General features: G+C 39.3%; 18 protein-coding genes. 11 read left to right on the top strand and 7 right to left on the bottom strand.

Annotated elements, in window-relative coordinates; genetic code table 11:
• The 3 genes from BGO42_RS15370 to BGO42_RS15360 all read left to right on the top strand — a co-directional run.
• On the top strand, positions 1-1,238 hold a 1,238-nt coding region (locus BGO42_RS15370), incomplete at its 5' end, for a T9SS type B sorting domain-containing protein (RefSeq protein WP_286749477.1).
• A 41-nt stretch (positions 1,239-1,279) separates the two neighbouring features.
• On the top strand, positions 1,280-2,191 hold the full coding sequence (locus BGO42_RS15365; RefSeq protein WP_177734388.1) for a PorP/SprF family type IX secretion system membrane protein: 912 nt from the start codon (positions 1,280-1,282) through the stop codon (positions 2,189-2,191).
• A gap of 12 nt (positions 2,192-2,203) precedes the next feature.
• Complete coding sequence (locus tag BGO42_RS15360; RefSeq protein WP_273245879.1) at positions 2,204-4,126, top strand: OmpA family protein; 1,923 nt, start codon at positions 2,204-2,206, stop codon at positions 4,124-4,126.
• Between the two features lie 71 nt (positions 4,127-4,197).
• Here BGO42_RS15360 and BGO42_RS15355 read toward each other — a convergent pair whose 3' ends face one another.
• The 7 genes from BGO42_RS15355 to pyrR form a co-directional block, all read right to left on the bottom strand.
• Positions 4,198-4,686: a CAP domain-containing protein gene (locus BGO42_RS15355; RefSeq protein ID WP_177734386.1), complete on the bottom strand. Its 489-nt coding sequence runs from the start codon at positions 4,684-4,686 to the stop codon at positions 4,198-4,200.
• A gap of 154 nt (positions 4,687-4,840) precedes the next feature.
• Positions 4,841-5,485 (bottom strand): pyridoxamine 5'-phosphate oxidase, encoded by a 645-nt coding sequence (gene pdxH / locus BGO42_RS15350; protein WP_273245881.1) that lies wholly within the window; start codon positions 5,483-5,485, stop codon positions 4,841-4,843.
• Positions 5,486-5,577: 92 nt separating this feature from the next.
• The gene (locus BGO42_RS15345) at positions 5,578-6,483 is read right to left on the bottom strand and encodes a ribonuclease Z (protein ID WP_273245883.1); all 906 of its coding nucleotides are present in this window, start codon (positions 6,481-6,483) and stop codon (positions 5,578-5,580) included.
• Positions 6,484-6,497: 14 nt separating this feature from the next.
• The gene (locus BGO42_RS15340; protein ID WP_177734383.1) at positions 6,498-6,830 is read right to left on the bottom strand and encodes a ribonuclease Z; all 333 of its coding nucleotides are present in this window, start codon (positions 6,828-6,830) and stop codon (positions 6,498-6,500) included.
• A 71-nt stretch (positions 6,831-6,901) separates the two neighbouring features.
• Positions 6,902-7,330 (bottom strand): DUF8479 domain-containing protein, encoded by a 429-nt coding sequence (locus BGO42_RS15335; protein ID WP_273245884.1) that lies wholly within the window; start codon positions 7,328-7,330, stop codon positions 6,902-6,904.
• Between the two features lie 454 nt (positions 7,331-7,784).
• Entirely contained in the window at positions 7,785-8,711 is a 927-nt protein-coding gene (locus BGO42_RS15330) for an aspartate carbamoyltransferase catalytic subunit (protein WP_177734381.1), read from the bottom strand.
• A gap of 21 nt (positions 8,712-8,732) precedes the next feature.
• A complete protein-coding gene (gene pyrR / locus BGO42_RS15325) occupies positions 8,733-9,287 on the bottom strand; it encodes a bifunctional pyr operon transcriptional regulator/uracil phosphoribosyltransferase PyrR (protein ID WP_273245887.1) in 555 nt (184 codons plus the stop codon).
• A 204-nt stretch (positions 9,288-9,491) separates the two neighbouring features.
• Between pyrR and BGO42_RS15320 the strand changes: the two genes are divergently transcribed.
• The 8 genes from BGO42_RS15320 (at position 9,492) to BGO42_RS15285 (ending at position 15,184) form a co-directional block, all read left to right on the top strand.
• Positions 9,492-10,094 carry a Crp/Fnr family transcriptional regulator gene (locus tag BGO42_RS15320; RefSeq protein ID WP_177734379.1) on the top strand — a complete coding sequence of 201 codons (603 nt, stop codon included), beginning with the start codon at positions 9,492-9,494 and terminating at the stop codon, positions 10,092-10,094.
• A gap of 76 nt (positions 10,095-10,170) precedes the next feature.
• Positions 10,171-11,049, top strand: coding sequence for a pirin family protein (locus tag BGO42_RS15315; protein ID WP_177734378.1), 879 nt, complete (start codon positions 10,171-10,173; stop codon positions 11,047-11,049).
• Between the two features lie 18 nt (positions 11,050-11,067).
• Positions 11,068-11,949, top strand: coding sequence for a pirin family protein (locus tag BGO42_RS15310; RefSeq protein WP_273245889.1), 882 nt, complete (start codon positions 11,068-11,070; stop codon positions 11,947-11,949).
• A 4-nt stretch (positions 11,950-11,953) separates the two neighbouring features.
• Positions 11,954-12,346 (top strand): OsmC family protein, encoded by a 393-nt coding sequence (locus tag BGO42_RS15305; RefSeq protein ID WP_273245891.1) that lies wholly within the window; start codon positions 11,954-11,956, stop codon positions 12,344-12,346.
• Between the two features lie 237 nt (positions 12,347-12,583).
• Positions 12,584-13,267, top strand: a complete 684-nt coding sequence (locus tag BGO42_RS15300; RefSeq protein WP_273245893.1) for an alpha/beta fold hydrolase — start codon at positions 12,584-12,586, stop codon at positions 13,265-13,267.
• Between the two features lie 140 nt (positions 13,268-13,407).
• Positions 13,408-13,863 carry a GNAT family N-acetyltransferase gene (locus BGO42_RS15295; RefSeq protein ID WP_273245895.1) on the top strand — a complete coding sequence of 152 codons (456 nt, stop codon included), beginning with the start codon at positions 13,408-13,410 and terminating at the stop codon, positions 13,861-13,863.
• 20 nt (positions 13,864-13,883) lie between these two features.
• Entirely contained in the window at positions 13,884-14,165 is a 282-nt protein-coding gene (locus tag BGO42_RS15290; protein ID WP_177734373.1) for a GNAT family N-acetyltransferase, read from the top strand.
• Positions 14,166-14,542: 377 nt separating this feature from the next.
• Positions 14,543-15,184 (top strand): hypothetical protein, encoded by a 642-nt coding sequence (locus BGO42_RS15285; RefSeq protein WP_273245897.1) that lies wholly within the window; start codon positions 14,543-14,545, stop codon positions 15,182-15,184.
• Positions 15,185-15,247: the final 63 nt, after the last annotated feature.

Genomic DNA, 15,247 nt, shown 5'->3' with positions numbered 1-15,247 from the left:
GTAGTACTGATGTTCCGGCGATGATTAGCCTGACCGCTAATGATAACTGTTCCGGTGAAATTACCGTACAGGGACAAGATTCCACTGTTCCCGGTAACTGTCCCGGTTCTTATAGCATTACCAGAACATGGACCTTTGTGGATGCCTGTGGCAACAGTGCTTCCGTATCGCAAACCATCAATGTAAGCGATACCATTCCTCCGGTAGCTCCAACGGCTCCGGCTGATGTAACTGTATCTTGCGGCGGACAAATTCCGGAAATGATCAGTCTGACTGCGAATGACAGCTGTTCCGGTGAAATTACCGTACAAGGACAGGATAGTACCACACAAGGTGAGTGTCCTAATTCGTATATCATTACCCGTACCTGGACATTTACCGATACCTGTGGCAATACTTCAAACAGCATACAGCTGATAACGGTTTCTGATGATACCGCTCCGGTTTTAGCTTCGGCATTAGAAACGGAAGTAAATGCTGTTTGTACCGCTATTCCACCTGTTCCGGAATTGACATTTACAGACAATTGTGGTGCAACGGTAACGGTAGTATATTCTGAAAATACAGGCAATCAAACCGCCGGCTCTTATGTTATTATCAGAACATGGACGGTAAGCGATACTTGTTTTAATACAGCTACTTTTACCCAAACGGTTACTGTTAGTATTGAGAATCCGTTAACCGTAATTGCGAAAACAATCTGTATCAATGATGAACCCGTTAATCTTTTCACATTACTGCCGGAAGGCACCGCTCAAAATGGCACCTGGTCAAGTCCGAATGCCGGAACAGCACTGGAAGGAAGTATCTTCAATCCGCATCAGGTCGCTTTAGGAAACTATATTGTCCGCTATACTATCTCGGATGGAGACTGTCCTAAAGTATTTGAAATAAATATTGAAGTACACGACAGATGTATTGTATTACCAGCCTGTTCGATCACGGTTTACAATGCGGTATCGCCAAATAATGACGGTTATAACGATGTTTTCTTTATTGACGGAATTTTATGTTATCCGGAAAATAATGTTGAAATTTACAACAGATGGGGTATATTAGTGTTCAGTACAGATGGTTATAACAATACCACCAAAGTATTTGCTGGTGTATCTGAAGGTCGTGCCACTATTGACAGAGGCGCAGAATTACCGGACGGAACGTATTATTATATTTTAAAATATAAAGATGAAAAAGGAACCAACTTCGATAAAGCAGGTTATTTATATCTTAATAGATAGTTCCGTATCAATTTTTTAGTTCAATTTAAATTACGGTGTACATGAAAACACAAATTATAATATTCGTTTTTATATTGATCAGTGTGACAGGTTATTCACAACAAGACTCTCAATATACTCAGTATATGTACAATACCATTAACATAAATCCTGGTTATGCCGGTTCCCGTGGTGTAATGAGTGTTTATGGGATGTACAGAAGACAATGGGTAGGATTAGATGGAGCGCCCACCACCGGTGCGGCCTCCATCAATACACCTATCAACAATTCTAATGTAGGACTTGGACTTTCCTTTTTAAATGACAAAATCGGTCCTTCCACAGAAAACAATATTTCTCTTGATGTATCTTATACTATCCAGACTTCCGGGGATTATAAAATTTCCTTTGGCGTAAAAGCAACAGCAAACCTGTTTAGCATCGATGTTAACAAACTGAACATTCAGCACCAGGGTGATCCGCAGTTCCAGAACCTTAACATGGACTTTAGTCCGAATGTAGGAACCGGAATATACGTTCACTCTGACAATACTTATTTCGGTTTGTCTGTTCCGAACTTTCTGGAAACCAAACATTATAAAGACAATTCGGTTTCTGTAACCAAAGAGCGTCTGCATTATTATTTCATTGCCGGTCACGTATTTGACTTTAGCACGGAATTAAAATTCAAACCTGCTTTATTGGTAAAAGCTGTTGAAGGAGCACCATTACAAGTGGATGTTTCCGGAAACTTCCTGATCTCTGATAAGTTAACTCTTGGCGTAGCCTACAGATGGGATGCCGCAGTGAGTGCTTTGGCCGGATTTCAAATCACAGATTCCTGGTTTATCGGTTATGCCTATGATGCGGAAACAACCCGCCTGGCAAATTACAACTCCGGTTCCCATGAAATATTCCTGCGATTTGAATTTTTGAACAACTACAACAGAGTGTTAACACCCCGATTCTTTTAAAACCCTGACGTCATGAAAATCAAAACTATACTTCTATTTACTTTTATTGGTATGCTCTCAGGATTTGCTCAGAATTCGAGGCTCAATAATGCCAATAAGAAATATGACAAATATGCCTATATTGATGCTATTGCCGTTTATGAAAAAGTAGCCGATAAAGGATATAAATCCGTTAATCTGTTTGAAAAACTTGGAAATGCCTATTATTTCAACGGAGAACTGGATAAAGCTGAAAAATGGTACCGGGAACTTTTTGCCCTTAACCAGGCTGTGGATCCGGAATATTATTTCCGATATTCCCAGGCACTGAAATCTGTAGGGAAATATGATGAAGCCGATAAGATGCTGCAAACGTTCTCCCAGAAAACAAATGATCCTATCGGTAAGGAGCTGCTGGCTAATCCCGATTATATCCAGCGGTTATCCAAAGATTCCGGACGCTACCAGGTTGAAAATTCCGGTACGAATTCGAAATATTCCGATTACGGATCAGCTTTCTACGGAGAAGATGTGGTATTTGCTTCTGCCCGCGATACCGGCGGCGTGTTTCAAAGAAAACACAAATGGACCAACCAGTATTTTACAAAACTCTATACGGCCAGGATTGCAGGAGAAGGTTTTTTAGATCCTGCCGTAAAATTTTCAAGCTCGATAGATACCCGTTTTCATGAATCGACCCCGGTATTTACCAAAGATGGAAACACGATGTATTTTACCCGCAACAATTATAACGATGGTAAAAAAGGAAAAAGCAGCGACCGCATTATCAAGCTGAAAATCTATAAAGCGTCTTTAGTGAACGGAAAATGGGACGATATTAAAGAATTGCCGTTTAACAACAACAATTACAGTGTGGCGCATCCGGCGTTAAGCCCGGATGAAAAAACACTTTATTTTTCATCAGACATGCCGGGAACATCCGGTGCTTCAGATATTTATAAAGTAGCCATCAATAGCGACGGAACCTATGGTAAACCGGAAAACCTCGGTAAAACAATCAATACTACCGGCAGGGAATCCTTTCCGTTTGTATCGCTGAAAAATGAGCTGTACTTTGCCTCCGACGGTCATTTGGGCATTGGCGGACTGGATGTTTTCAAATCTAAAATGAATGCTGACGGCAGTTTTTCTGCTCCGGAAAATCTGGGAAGTCCCGTGAACAGTCCTAAAGATGATTTTGCTTATATCGTGGATACCCGGGCACAAATGGGATATTTCAGCTCGAACCGTGAAGGCGGAATGGGATCGGATGATATTTATAAATTCCGGGAACTGCGATGCGACCAGATTTTAAAAGGTACGATTACCGATAAAGAAAGCGGTTTACCGCTCTTGAATGCCAAAGTCACCCTGTTTGATTCCAATATGAAGGAAATGGGCAGCAGGATGACCGATAGCAACGGACATTATACTTTTGAAACCATCGATTGTGATAAGAGATATTATGTAAGGGCTGAAAATACCGATTATGAAACCAAAGAAGTAAATGTAACCATACCGGCCAAATCCGGGGAAACGGTTGTGGATATTGCCCTTGAAAAACGCGTTATCCCGATTGAAGTGGGAACCGATCTGGCAAAAGTACTGGATATCGAAATCATTTATTTTGACCTGGACAAATGGAATATCCGTCCGGATGCCGCTGTAGATTTACAAAAAGTAATTGCCGTGATGAAAGAACATCCGACTATGGTCGTGGATATCCGTTCCCATACAGACAGCCGTCAGACACACCAGTACAACGAACGTTTGTCCGACCGAAGAGCCAAATCGACTTTAGAGTATATGGTTAAAAACGGTATCGAAAGAAACCGCTTAACGGCTAAAGGTTATGGCGAAACCCGATTGGTTAACGGTTGTTCGGATGGTGTTCCCTGCTCGGAAGCCGAACATCAGAAAAACAGACGCAGTGAATTTATTGTTATAAAAATGTAATAAAGCCCCCCTATTAACAGCAAAAGCATCCCTTCAAAAAGGATGCTTTTGTATTGTATACTCCTGGTTGGTTATTTTTTGATAAACATATTGGTGATATACATATCACCGTTTGCATCTTTTCGCACAGCAACCCCAAAATTGGTATAATCCCCTTCGATATTCATTTTATGAAGATCGCTGTTTAGCCAGGCGTTAAAAGTGGCATCAATAGTGCTGTAACCGTAAGCGATGTTCTCGCCTACTCTTTTCGCTCCTAATGTGGCTTTTAAGTTCTGCTCTCTTTCTTCAAAATACGAATGGTCAACTGTTTTAGTTGAAATCATATAATTGTCATGTCCTTCCGAAACATGCGATATATGATTGATTCTGCTCAAAGGTGCCAGTCCTTTACTGGCTCTGTAACTGTTTAATTTTTGTTCAATCTGAAGTTCTTCCTGATTATAGGTAAAATCATTTACAACTTTAGGCGTGTCGATCGTCTCATTAGCACTATCCGTTGAACAGGAAATCAACATCATAAAAAAGCACACAAGTAATGTGCAACGAAATAGCTTCATATACATTTAATAGTTTAAGTATGTAATATTGGGGCATGTTATAACTGTCTATATAACAGCAAATAACAGGTACAAAAGTATCCTAATATCGATTACCTGCAAAAAAAATCGATAAAATACCTTAAATTTTAACACTTAAACCTTAAAATGGGCTTTACGACGAAAGCCGTTCTATTTTCCAGTAGTAATCTTCCTGCAATTTATAGCGTATGCGGTCGTGCAGGCGGTTGGGTCTTCCCTGCCAGAATTCCACTTCTACCGGACGAACCAAGAAACCGCCCCAATGTTGTGGACGCGGAATTTCTTTTCCTTCATATTCCTGTTCCAGTTTTTTAAGATTTTCTTCCAGGTATTCCCGTGATGGAATTACGTCACTTTGGGCCGAAACAATGGCACCCAGTTTGCTTCCGTCCGGACGGCTGTCAAAATAACCATCAGAAACCTGCTCCGATGTTTTTTCGGCTATGCCTTTAATGATTACCTGGCGCTCGGCTGTGGGCCAAAAGAAAGACAGACAGATATGCGGATTATGGGAAATGGCTTTCCCTTTTTCGGAATTATAATTGGTGAAGAAAATAAAGCCTTCTTCGTTGAATTTTTTTAATAAAACGACTCTCGATTTTGGAAATCCGTCCAAACCGATAGTCGCAACCGTCATGGCATTTACTTCTTCAATACCACCAAACTCTTCTACTTCATAAAACCACTTCTGGAACAGGTTAATCGGATCTTCCGGTATATCCGTTTCCACTAAGGCTTTCTTTTCGTAGGATTTTCTATAGTTGCTTAAATCACTCATGACTTTAAAGTAAAAAATTTCAGAGCACTAATTTACTGCGTTTTTAGCTTTTTCAAACGGAAAAACCCTTGTTTTATAAGGATGGTTAACCATTAGAATTCAAACGACTTACCATCGTCTGCCAATAAAATATGCGGAAATATGGTTTGTGCTTCTTCTTTAAAATGCGCTATGCTTTCATACCGCGTGGAATAATGTCCCATAACCAGCTGACCGGCATTGGCAAGCTTTGCAATCGCTGCTGCCTGTTTTGCCGTGGTATGCATGGTTTTTCCTGCCAGATGTGCTTCCGTTTCCAGGAAGGTGCTTTCGTGGTATAGAACACTTACGTTTTTAAGATACGGTACTATGGTTTCATCATAAACGGTATCGGAGCAAAACGCATAGCTTTTTTCCGGTTCCGGGTCAAATGTAAGTTTGGCATTAGGGATCACCGTGCCGTCATCTAAAGTGATATCACCACCGTTTTTGATCTTCTGGTAATAGCACTGTTCAATATTGTAGTTTAATATGGTATTGATATCGAGTTTGCGTTCTTTATTTTTTTCCTGAAACAAAAAGCCATTGGTATAAACCCTGTGCTTTAAAGGAATTGTTTTCACAATAACTTTTTCGTCTTCATAAACAACTTCACTCTCCGTGCTTTCCAATTCATGGAAATACAGGTTATAGCCTGTAAAAGAGCCGGAAAGCCGCAATTGCAGTAAAATAACTTCCTTGATTCCTTTTGGTCCGTAAACATGTAAATCGCTCACCCTGTTTAACAGCATAAAGGTAGAAATCAGTCCCACCAGGCCATAGAAATGGTCGCCATGCAAATGGGAAATAAAGATGTGCTCGATACGGGAGAATTTTATTTTATTTTTCCGAAGCTGTACCTGTGTTCCTTCACCGCAGTCAATCAGAAACATCCGGTTTTTAATTTCCAGAACCTGTGCTGTCGGATTGGTAATTGTTCGTGGTGTTGCGGCATAACAGCCCAATATGGTCAGTTTCATCGGCAGTTTTGCGGTTAAAATCCTAAATCGCGCTCTATCTCTTCCATTTCAATCATGTCATGCGCTTCTAAAAGTGTCGGAACCACTAATAGCGAAGCCGGAACATCATTGAAATCGATATTTTCCGCTACGATCACAAAGGATTTCTTTCCTTTTTTATGTATTTTAGACAAAGGCGTAAACAGTTTAATCGCTTTTAAATCGACACTTTTATCCTGTGTTACATCTAAAACCAGGTTAAAATCTTTAAAATTATTGTGCTGGCTGCTCACCTTTTCTAAAAAGGTATTTACTTCCCCTTCAGTGTCTTTAATAATTATAGTATGTCCTTTTTCGTCTACTTTCATGTGCTTATAAAAATGAGTCTTTTATATCAATACAACTGCTAAATTACTATTTTTTATGAACTCCGGGCGTTTTAATCATTATACATTTCCGGAGTGATGAATATTTTAAATAGGGATTTACCGTTTTTGTCCCGGTAAGCATAAATAAGTTTCACATTATTATCCCTGAATTTTTTCATATCAGGGCTGGTTTTTACACTATTAATCAGATTAGGGGCAATAACTTTCTGTGCTTCGTCTACATCTACCTGTTCTTTAACCAGGTTGACCAGGGTGTAATTATACTGGAAGACTTTATTGGGTAAAACATTGGCATTATCCAGACGGGTTTCTTTGTCAACAAAAACAGGACACTTCCGGTTCACTTCATGCGACATGGATATCAGATCATTATCGATAGAAGGCTTCATCAGGTATTTTACGCCAATGATTATCGTAAAGATCACTGCAAATCCTAAAATAAAGCCTAAAGCAATTTTTTTCTTATTATCTTCATTCATTATCAAAACAAAATAAGTTCCTTTAGTTTTTAACCTCCTCTATATCTGTGCAATATACAGCACTCATCATATTAGGTTTGTAAATCTGTTTTTTATTTTTAACAATATAGTCTTTATTGGCTGCAGCCGGTTTAATCGTTATATGCTTAAAACTTTTTTTAAACCTTTCCAGGTAAACAGTACTCTTTTCCGGAATAATAAAAGTAATCTTATTATTTTTAATGTCAGTCTTATGCGTTATAAAACCTTTTAAAAACAAATCACTTTTAATCTCCGTTTCATCAATGAGCCTGTGTTTTATTAATATTTCATAGCCGTTATGGAAAACATGCCGGGGAAACATTATTAATATGGGTTTGTTGGTATAATTTCTAATACAGAAAAATTCTGCCAGCGTACATCCTGAAAACAGAAAAGGGATTAGAAGTAAAACCAGCCATTTTTTCATTATGTATTATTTGATTTTTGAGGCTAATAAATAGATAACCGCCATTCGGATAGCAACCCCGTTTTCTACCTGGTTTAAAATTACGGATTGCTGCGAATCGGCAACATCCGATGTAATTTCCACCCCGCGGTTAATTGGTCCCGGGTGCATGATGATAATCTCTTTATTTAACGAATCCAGTAAGGCTTTGTCAACACCATATTGCTGTGCGTATTCTCTTGTAGATGGGAAATAGTTCACATCCATACGTTCGTTTTGCACCCGAAGCATGTTTGCTACATCACACCATTCTAATGCTTTACGCAGGTTTGGTTCAACGGTTACTCCAAGACTTTCAATATATTTCGGAATCAGGGTTTTCGGTCCGCATACTTTAACTTCTGCACCCTGCATCTGCAAAGCAAAAATGTTTGATAAGGCTACACGGGAGTGCAGAACATCCCCTACGATCACCACTTTCTTTCCGCCTACTTCTCCCAATTTTTCCCGGATAGAAAAACTGTCCAGTAAAGCCTGCGTAGGATGCTCGTGTGCACCGTCGCCGGCATTCACAATACTCGCTTTTACATTTTGGGATAAAAAATGGGCGGCACCGGGATTGCTGTGGCGCATCACCACCATATCCACTTTCATCGATAAGATATTGTTTACGGTATCGATTAGCGTTTCTCCTTTTTTAACCGAGGACTGTGCAGCAGAAAAACTGATCACATCTGCCGATAGTCTTTTCTGTGCTAATTCAAAAGATAATTTGGTACGGGTACTGTTTTCAAAAAAGATATTGGCAATGGTTATATCCCGTAAAGACGGTACTTTTTTGATAGGACGATTGATAACTTCTTTAAAATGATCTGCCGTTTCAAAGATTAAATCAATATCGTTTTTGTTGATATATTTTATTCCAAGTAAATGATTGACACTTAACTCTTTCATTGTTGTGTTGTTGCGGGTTAGTTAGTTGTTAGTTACAGGTTTAGACACTAAAAGTACTTCATCTTCTCCTTCGTTCTGTTTCCAGTTTACGATTACTTTTTCGTTGTTGATTACATCTACCTGACGGCCGCGATAATCCGGCTGTATTGGCAAATGACGGCTAAAACGACGGTCAATCAATACCAGTAGTTCAATTTCTGACGGTCTGCCAAAAGACTGAATAGCGGTCAAAGCCGAACGGATACTGCGTCCGGTAAATAAAACATCGTCTACAAAAACGACCTTTTTATCTTCTACCAGAAAATCAATCTGGGTCTTGTTGGCTTCCAGCGGTTTTTCATTTCTACGAAAATCGTCTCTGAAAAAGGTAATGTCCAAAAATCCCAGCGGAACATGGTTTACGTGGTATTCTTCTTCTAAAAGTTGTTTGATTCGTTCTGCTAAATATTTACCTCTCGGCTGAATCCCAATAAGAATTGTATTTGAAAAATCAAGGTGTTTTTCGATTAACTGACAGGCCAAACGATGCAGAATGATATTGACTTCTTTCGAAGTAAGCAATATTTTTTGACTCATAATGAAGTGTTGTGTTTGGGTGGTAAAAGTACAATAAATTTGTTAATCACAGAATTTGCTCATTTGAAAAATTTAAAATTTATACCGCTAATAATCATTTTTTAACAAAGTAAATCGGTTCTGTTACCCACTCCGTTTTTACCGGATTCTTTTTCTCCCGAAAATTCTCCGTACCTTTGAGAGTATCTATTAGAGCCCTACTGCATGGTACCAGCAAACAACAATTTTAAAACCTATTTACAGGCAAAAGCAGGCATAACAGCCGATCAGTTTTTATTGCTGACCGATGCGATAAAAACCCAAACAATTGCCAAAGGAACCGTTTTATTAAATCCGGGAGAAATTTGCCATCACTCCTTTTTTGTAGAAAACGGCCTGTTGCGCTCTTATACCATTGACCATTCCGGAAAGGAACATATTATTCAGTTTGCTTCCGAAAACTGGATCATCAGTGACCGCAGCAGTATCTTTTTTAACGAACCATCCGATTTTTATATCGATGCCATTGAAGAAACAACTTTTATTTTTCTCGACCAGGAGTTTATCAATAAAGCTTCCGAAATTAGCCTGTCGTTTCGCTTGTTCAATGAAAAAGCCCTGCAGAATCATATCCGTCATTTACAAAAAAGAATCAACCTGTTATTAGGCGCCACGGCAGAACAGCGCTATCTGGATTTTATCCGGCTTTACCCCGACCTGATGCTGCGCGTTCCGCAATGGATGATCGCTTCCTATTTGGGCATTACACCCGAAAGCCTGAGCCGTGTACGGAAAGAACTGGCCAAACGGAATTTTAAGCCGTATTGATTTCTTACCATACATCAATGTACAGCAATTGCTATGATGGTAATTTTGTACTGTAACTTTTAAATAAGAAAACAAAATGGCAACAAAAAATATTGAAATAGTAGTAGCGCCAAGAGCTCCGCACTTTGTGGGCGACGGCTTTAGAGTTCACAACTTTATCCCAAGCGGTTACCATCTGGATATGGAACGCATGAGTCCGTTTATCATGATGGATTACAATTCGAAATATCATTTTTCACCTACCGAAATTCCAAGAGGTGTCGGAGTTCATCCGCACAGGGGATTTGAAACGGTAACCATTGCCTATAAAGGAAAAGTGGCACACCATGACAGTTCGGGCAACAGCGGTGTAATTGGTGAAGGCGACGTACAATGGATGACCGCAGCCTCCGGTGTTTTGCACAAAGAATACCACGAAAAAGAATTCAGCAAAACCGGCGGTGATTTTCAGATGGTCCAATTGTGGGTAAACCTTCCGGCCAAAGATAAAATGTCCCAGCCGAAATATCAGGGGATCACGAATGATGCCATCAATAAATTTGAATTACCGGATAATGCCGGAATTATCGAAGTTATTGCCGGGCAATATCAGGATGTTAAAGGTGCTGCTTCGACATTTACGCCGGTAAACCTGCAAAATGCCAAACTGAATAAAGGCGGAAAAGCTCTTTTTAGCTTTCCGGCACATTACAACACTGCTTTACTGGTAATTGAAGGAAGCATTAAAATAAACGACAGCGAAGTTGTTCCTACCGATCATCTGGCTTTGTTTGAAAACAAAGGCGAAACATTTACGATTGAAGCCCTTGAAAATGCTATCGTACTGGTTTTAAGCGGTGAACCGATCAATGAGCCCATTGTTGCTCACGGACCGTTTGTAATGAACACCCGTGAAGAGATCATTCAGGCATTTGAAGATGTAAACATGGGACGGTTCGGGTATCTGGAAGACTAATTTTTTAAAATACAGACTATGTCAAACATCAAATTAATTATTGAGGAGCGTGCTGCCGATATTGGCAACTTTATGGTAGGGCGTCTCCTTCCCTTTCGTGAAAAGCGAACCGTTGGTCCTTTTGCTTTTATCGATCACATGGGACCGGCACATTTAAAAGATTATCAGAATCTTGATGTTGCGCCGCATCCGCATATCGGATTGTCTACGCTGACCTATCTTTTTGAAGGCAGTATACAGCATAAAGACAGTCTGGGTTCCGATATTGAAATCCAACCGGGTGCTGTGAACTGGATGACCGCCGGAAACGGTATCGTACATTCCGAAAGAACGCCGCAATATTTAAGAACATCCGACAAAATGCTGCACGGATTGCAAATTTGGGTGGCTCTGCCTAAGGATCTGGAACAGATGGAACCTTCTTTTGTACATGTGGACAAAGAGGACCTGCCACACTGGAATGAAGGCGGATTATCGATAAAGCTGATTGCCGGGGAAGCCTTTGGTAAAAAATCGCCTGTACCGGTTTACAGTCCGCTGTACTTTATTGAAATTAAAAGTACCGGAGCACAAAAAGTAAACATCGGAAAAGACCTTTTTGGTGAAAGTGCGCTATACATCCTGGAAGGCAGCATTACCAGTGACGGTACTGTTTTTGAACCCAAACAGATCCTGATTGCCAAAGACAGCACCCTGTGTGAATTTGAAATGGCAGCCAATACAACCGTATATATTTTTGGCGGTGAGGCATTTCCCGAAGAGCGTTTTATTTTCTGGAACTTCGTAGCTTCCAGTAAAGAACTGATTGAAGAAGCGAAAGAGCGCTGGCAAAAACAGGAATTCCCGAAAGTACCCGGTGAAACAGAATTTGTCCCTTTACCACCACCTCCTAAATTTTAAACGTATGGATACGATCAACGCACATATCGGAAAAGAACTTTATAAAACCATGATTACTGCCGGCACGAACACCCTTTTAGCAGACGAACCGGAAAGCATGGGCGGACAGAACCTTGGCTTTGCCCCACAGGAACTGTTTGCATCTTCTCTTGCCGCCTGTACCATTATTACCCTGCGCATGTATGCCGACCGTAAAGGCTGGGATTTAACCGATGTGAAAATCGAAGTGACTTTCGAAAGGGATATTCCTGCCAATATTACTAAGCTGGAACGCAAAATCGAATTTACCGGTAATCTTGATGAAGCGCAGCGTGCCCGTTTGCGGGTAATTGCAGACAGCTGTCCTATTCACAAAGCCTTATCCAATCCGATAGCCATAACAACGACCATATTATAATATATGAACCGGCCTAGTTTACAAAAAATCAGGCCGGTTCTTTATAGCGCCTGTTATAAAAATGTTACAACATACTGATTGCTATCATTTTAGATTTTAGTGTCCGTTATTTTTGTAACTTAGATTGCTCCAAAAAACAAAGTTTCCATTTTTGAATAAGTTGCCCCGGATAATAGTGCTGCAGCAGGAATGCATCACTAAATATTGCTTAGGATTTCTAACTTTAAAATAAAACTTATGTCAAACATCGTATTGGTACATGGAGCCTGGGGAGACGGTTCTCACTGGAGAAAAGTTATCCCGATAATCGCAAAAGCCGGTTATACAGTAGTGGCCTCACAACATCCCTTAACGTCACTCACAGATGATGCCGAAACCGTAAAAAGGCTGGCGGAATCACTGGAAGGACAAACTATTTTAGTAGGTCATTCCTATGGTGGCGCTATCATAACCGAAGCCGCTGCAAAATGCCCCAATGTAGTCGGGCTGGTGTATATTGCCGCTTTTGCACCGGATGAAACGGAAAATCTCGGGGAGCTATTAGGCAGGACAAAACCGCCTACAGGCGCAGCAAGTCTTTACCCGGATAAATACGGTTTCCTATGGATTAAAAGAGATTTATTCCGGGCAAGTTTTGCCCAGGATTGCAGTGAAGAAGAAGCTTTGGTAATGGCTGCGGCCCAAAAACCGACTTCCGGAAAATGTTTTGAAGAAAAGCCAACAACAGTAGGCTGGAAAAAACTGCCGGTATGGTACCAGGTTTCAGAAAACGACAATATGATTCCGCCGGAAACACAGCATTTCTTTGCGGAAAGAATGAAAGCCAAAACAATCTCGTTACATACCGGACATGCCTCTATGGCTTCAAAACCGGATGAAATTGCCGATTTTATCATTAGTGCGGCAAAAGAACTATTATAATTCGGGGGTTTACCAGCATTCTAAATCTGTCGGATTCAAAAAAACTGACAGATTTTTTTTATATTTGATTTAATGAAGCGTTTGAAGCACTCTTGCTGTTAAGCAGCTAAAAACTCTTGAAAATTAACCGGCAAACCACCATGCATACCGAAATTAGCATCCGAAATTATAAAAATACCGATAAACCAGCGGTTATTGCCTTGTTGCAGCTAAACACGCCGCAATATTTTTCTCCGGAAGAAGAAGCCGATCTGATTTTTTACCTCGATAATGAAATCGAACAGTATTTTGTTGTGGAATATGACAATAAAATCATTGGTTCCGGCGGGTTTAATTTTTCAGAAGACCTTACAACCGGAAAAATCAGCTGGGATATACTGCATACGGAATACCAGGGCAAAGGTATTGGCGGGATGCTTTTAAAACATCGTATAGAAAAACTGAAAGCTTTAAACCATATACAGCTGATTACGGTAAGAACATCCCAACTGGTATATGCTTTTTACGAAAAAAACGGTTTTGAGCTAAAAGAAATTGTAAAAGATTATTGGGCAGCAGGTTTTGATCTGTACCGTATGGAATACACTAAAAAATAACCAGATTAAATGATACTTTAATGAAAATAGAACAAGTAAACGAAAGCAACAAAGGCTATTTTAAAGCCGTAGATACTAACACAGAAGCCGGATTAATGACCTACAGCTGGGCTGGTACTGATAAAATAATAATAGACCATACCGAAGTAAATCCGGATTTTAAGGGACAGAACGTTGGTAAAAATATGGTACTGGAAGCAGTGGCTTTTGCCCGAAAAAGCAATATTAAGATCTTACCGTTATGTCCTTTTGCCAAAAGCGTTTTTGATAAAAATCCGGATCTTCATGATGTGCTGTTTTAAAATAGAAATATATTGATTATCATAAGCAGATAACCTAATAACGAATTAACACTTAAAACGGGATAATTATTGAGTATGAGTATAAGTGCGTAGCTGATTTTTTGGTTTTAGCAGAAATAATATACAATTTCGTACTGGTAAATTTAAGTAATACACTTACAGGCAACAGTATAGATAAAATAGTAAGTGCTATTAACAATTAAAATCTGAAATCATGAAAAAAATAATTTCGTTAATGTTACCGGTTGTTACTGCTATTAGGAACAAGTTAAACGATATATCGGTCTATCCTAACTGATTATAATGCTTTTTATATGTTTATTCTTTATAAACGTATGTTGTTTCTTTTGTCAGGCTGTTTTATACTGTTGACTATTTTGGGAACTATTACACATGAATACGGTCATATAGCCGTTGCCAAATGTTTAGGTTATCAAAATACACTGCATTATGCCAGTATGGAATGGTCCAATGATTTTAAAAGCGATGTTTTAAAAACATACGACAGGTATCGTTTTGAAATTGAAAACAATTTGCCTTTTAAACAGAAAAATGAATATGTTATAAAGATCCAAAAAATAAATACCGATGAGCTATTTATAACTTTAGGAGGTGTTTTGCTAACCGTCTTTATTGGTACAGCTGGTTTTGTGATATTGCTATTCCAGTATTATAAAGCGACAAATACAACTTCATTTATGAAATGGGGACTTATTTTTCTGTCCTTGTTCTGGTCCAGAGAAGTTTTTAATTTTTTTAAAGGAATTATCAACGGTATCTTTTTTAATAAAGGAAATTACTTTTGGGGAGATGAACTAAAAATTTCTAATCATTTGGGATGCTATGAGGGAACGTTTTCTATTATTTCAGGAAGCATCGGATTATGCATTATATCCTTTTTAATACTCAAAATAGTTCCTTTAAAGTACAGATTAACCTTTATTTTTTCCGGTGTTCTGGGTAGCATATCAGGCTATATTATATGGATGATCATTTTGGGCCCGATGATTTTACCTTAGCTCCAATGCTTATAAAAGGCCGTTGCTTAGATTAGTGCGCTATTGAAAGTTTAGGCTTTCTTA

The sequence above is a fragment of the Flavobacterium sp. 40-81 genome (assembly GCF_001898245.1).
GTDB classification, from domain to species: domain Bacteria; phylum Bacteroidota; class Bacteroidia; order Flavobacteriales; family Flavobacteriaceae; genus Flavobacterium; species Flavobacterium inviolabile.
The sequence above is the reverse complement of the archived record's forward strand: the minus strand, read 5'-3'. Positions and strand labels throughout refer to the sequence as shown.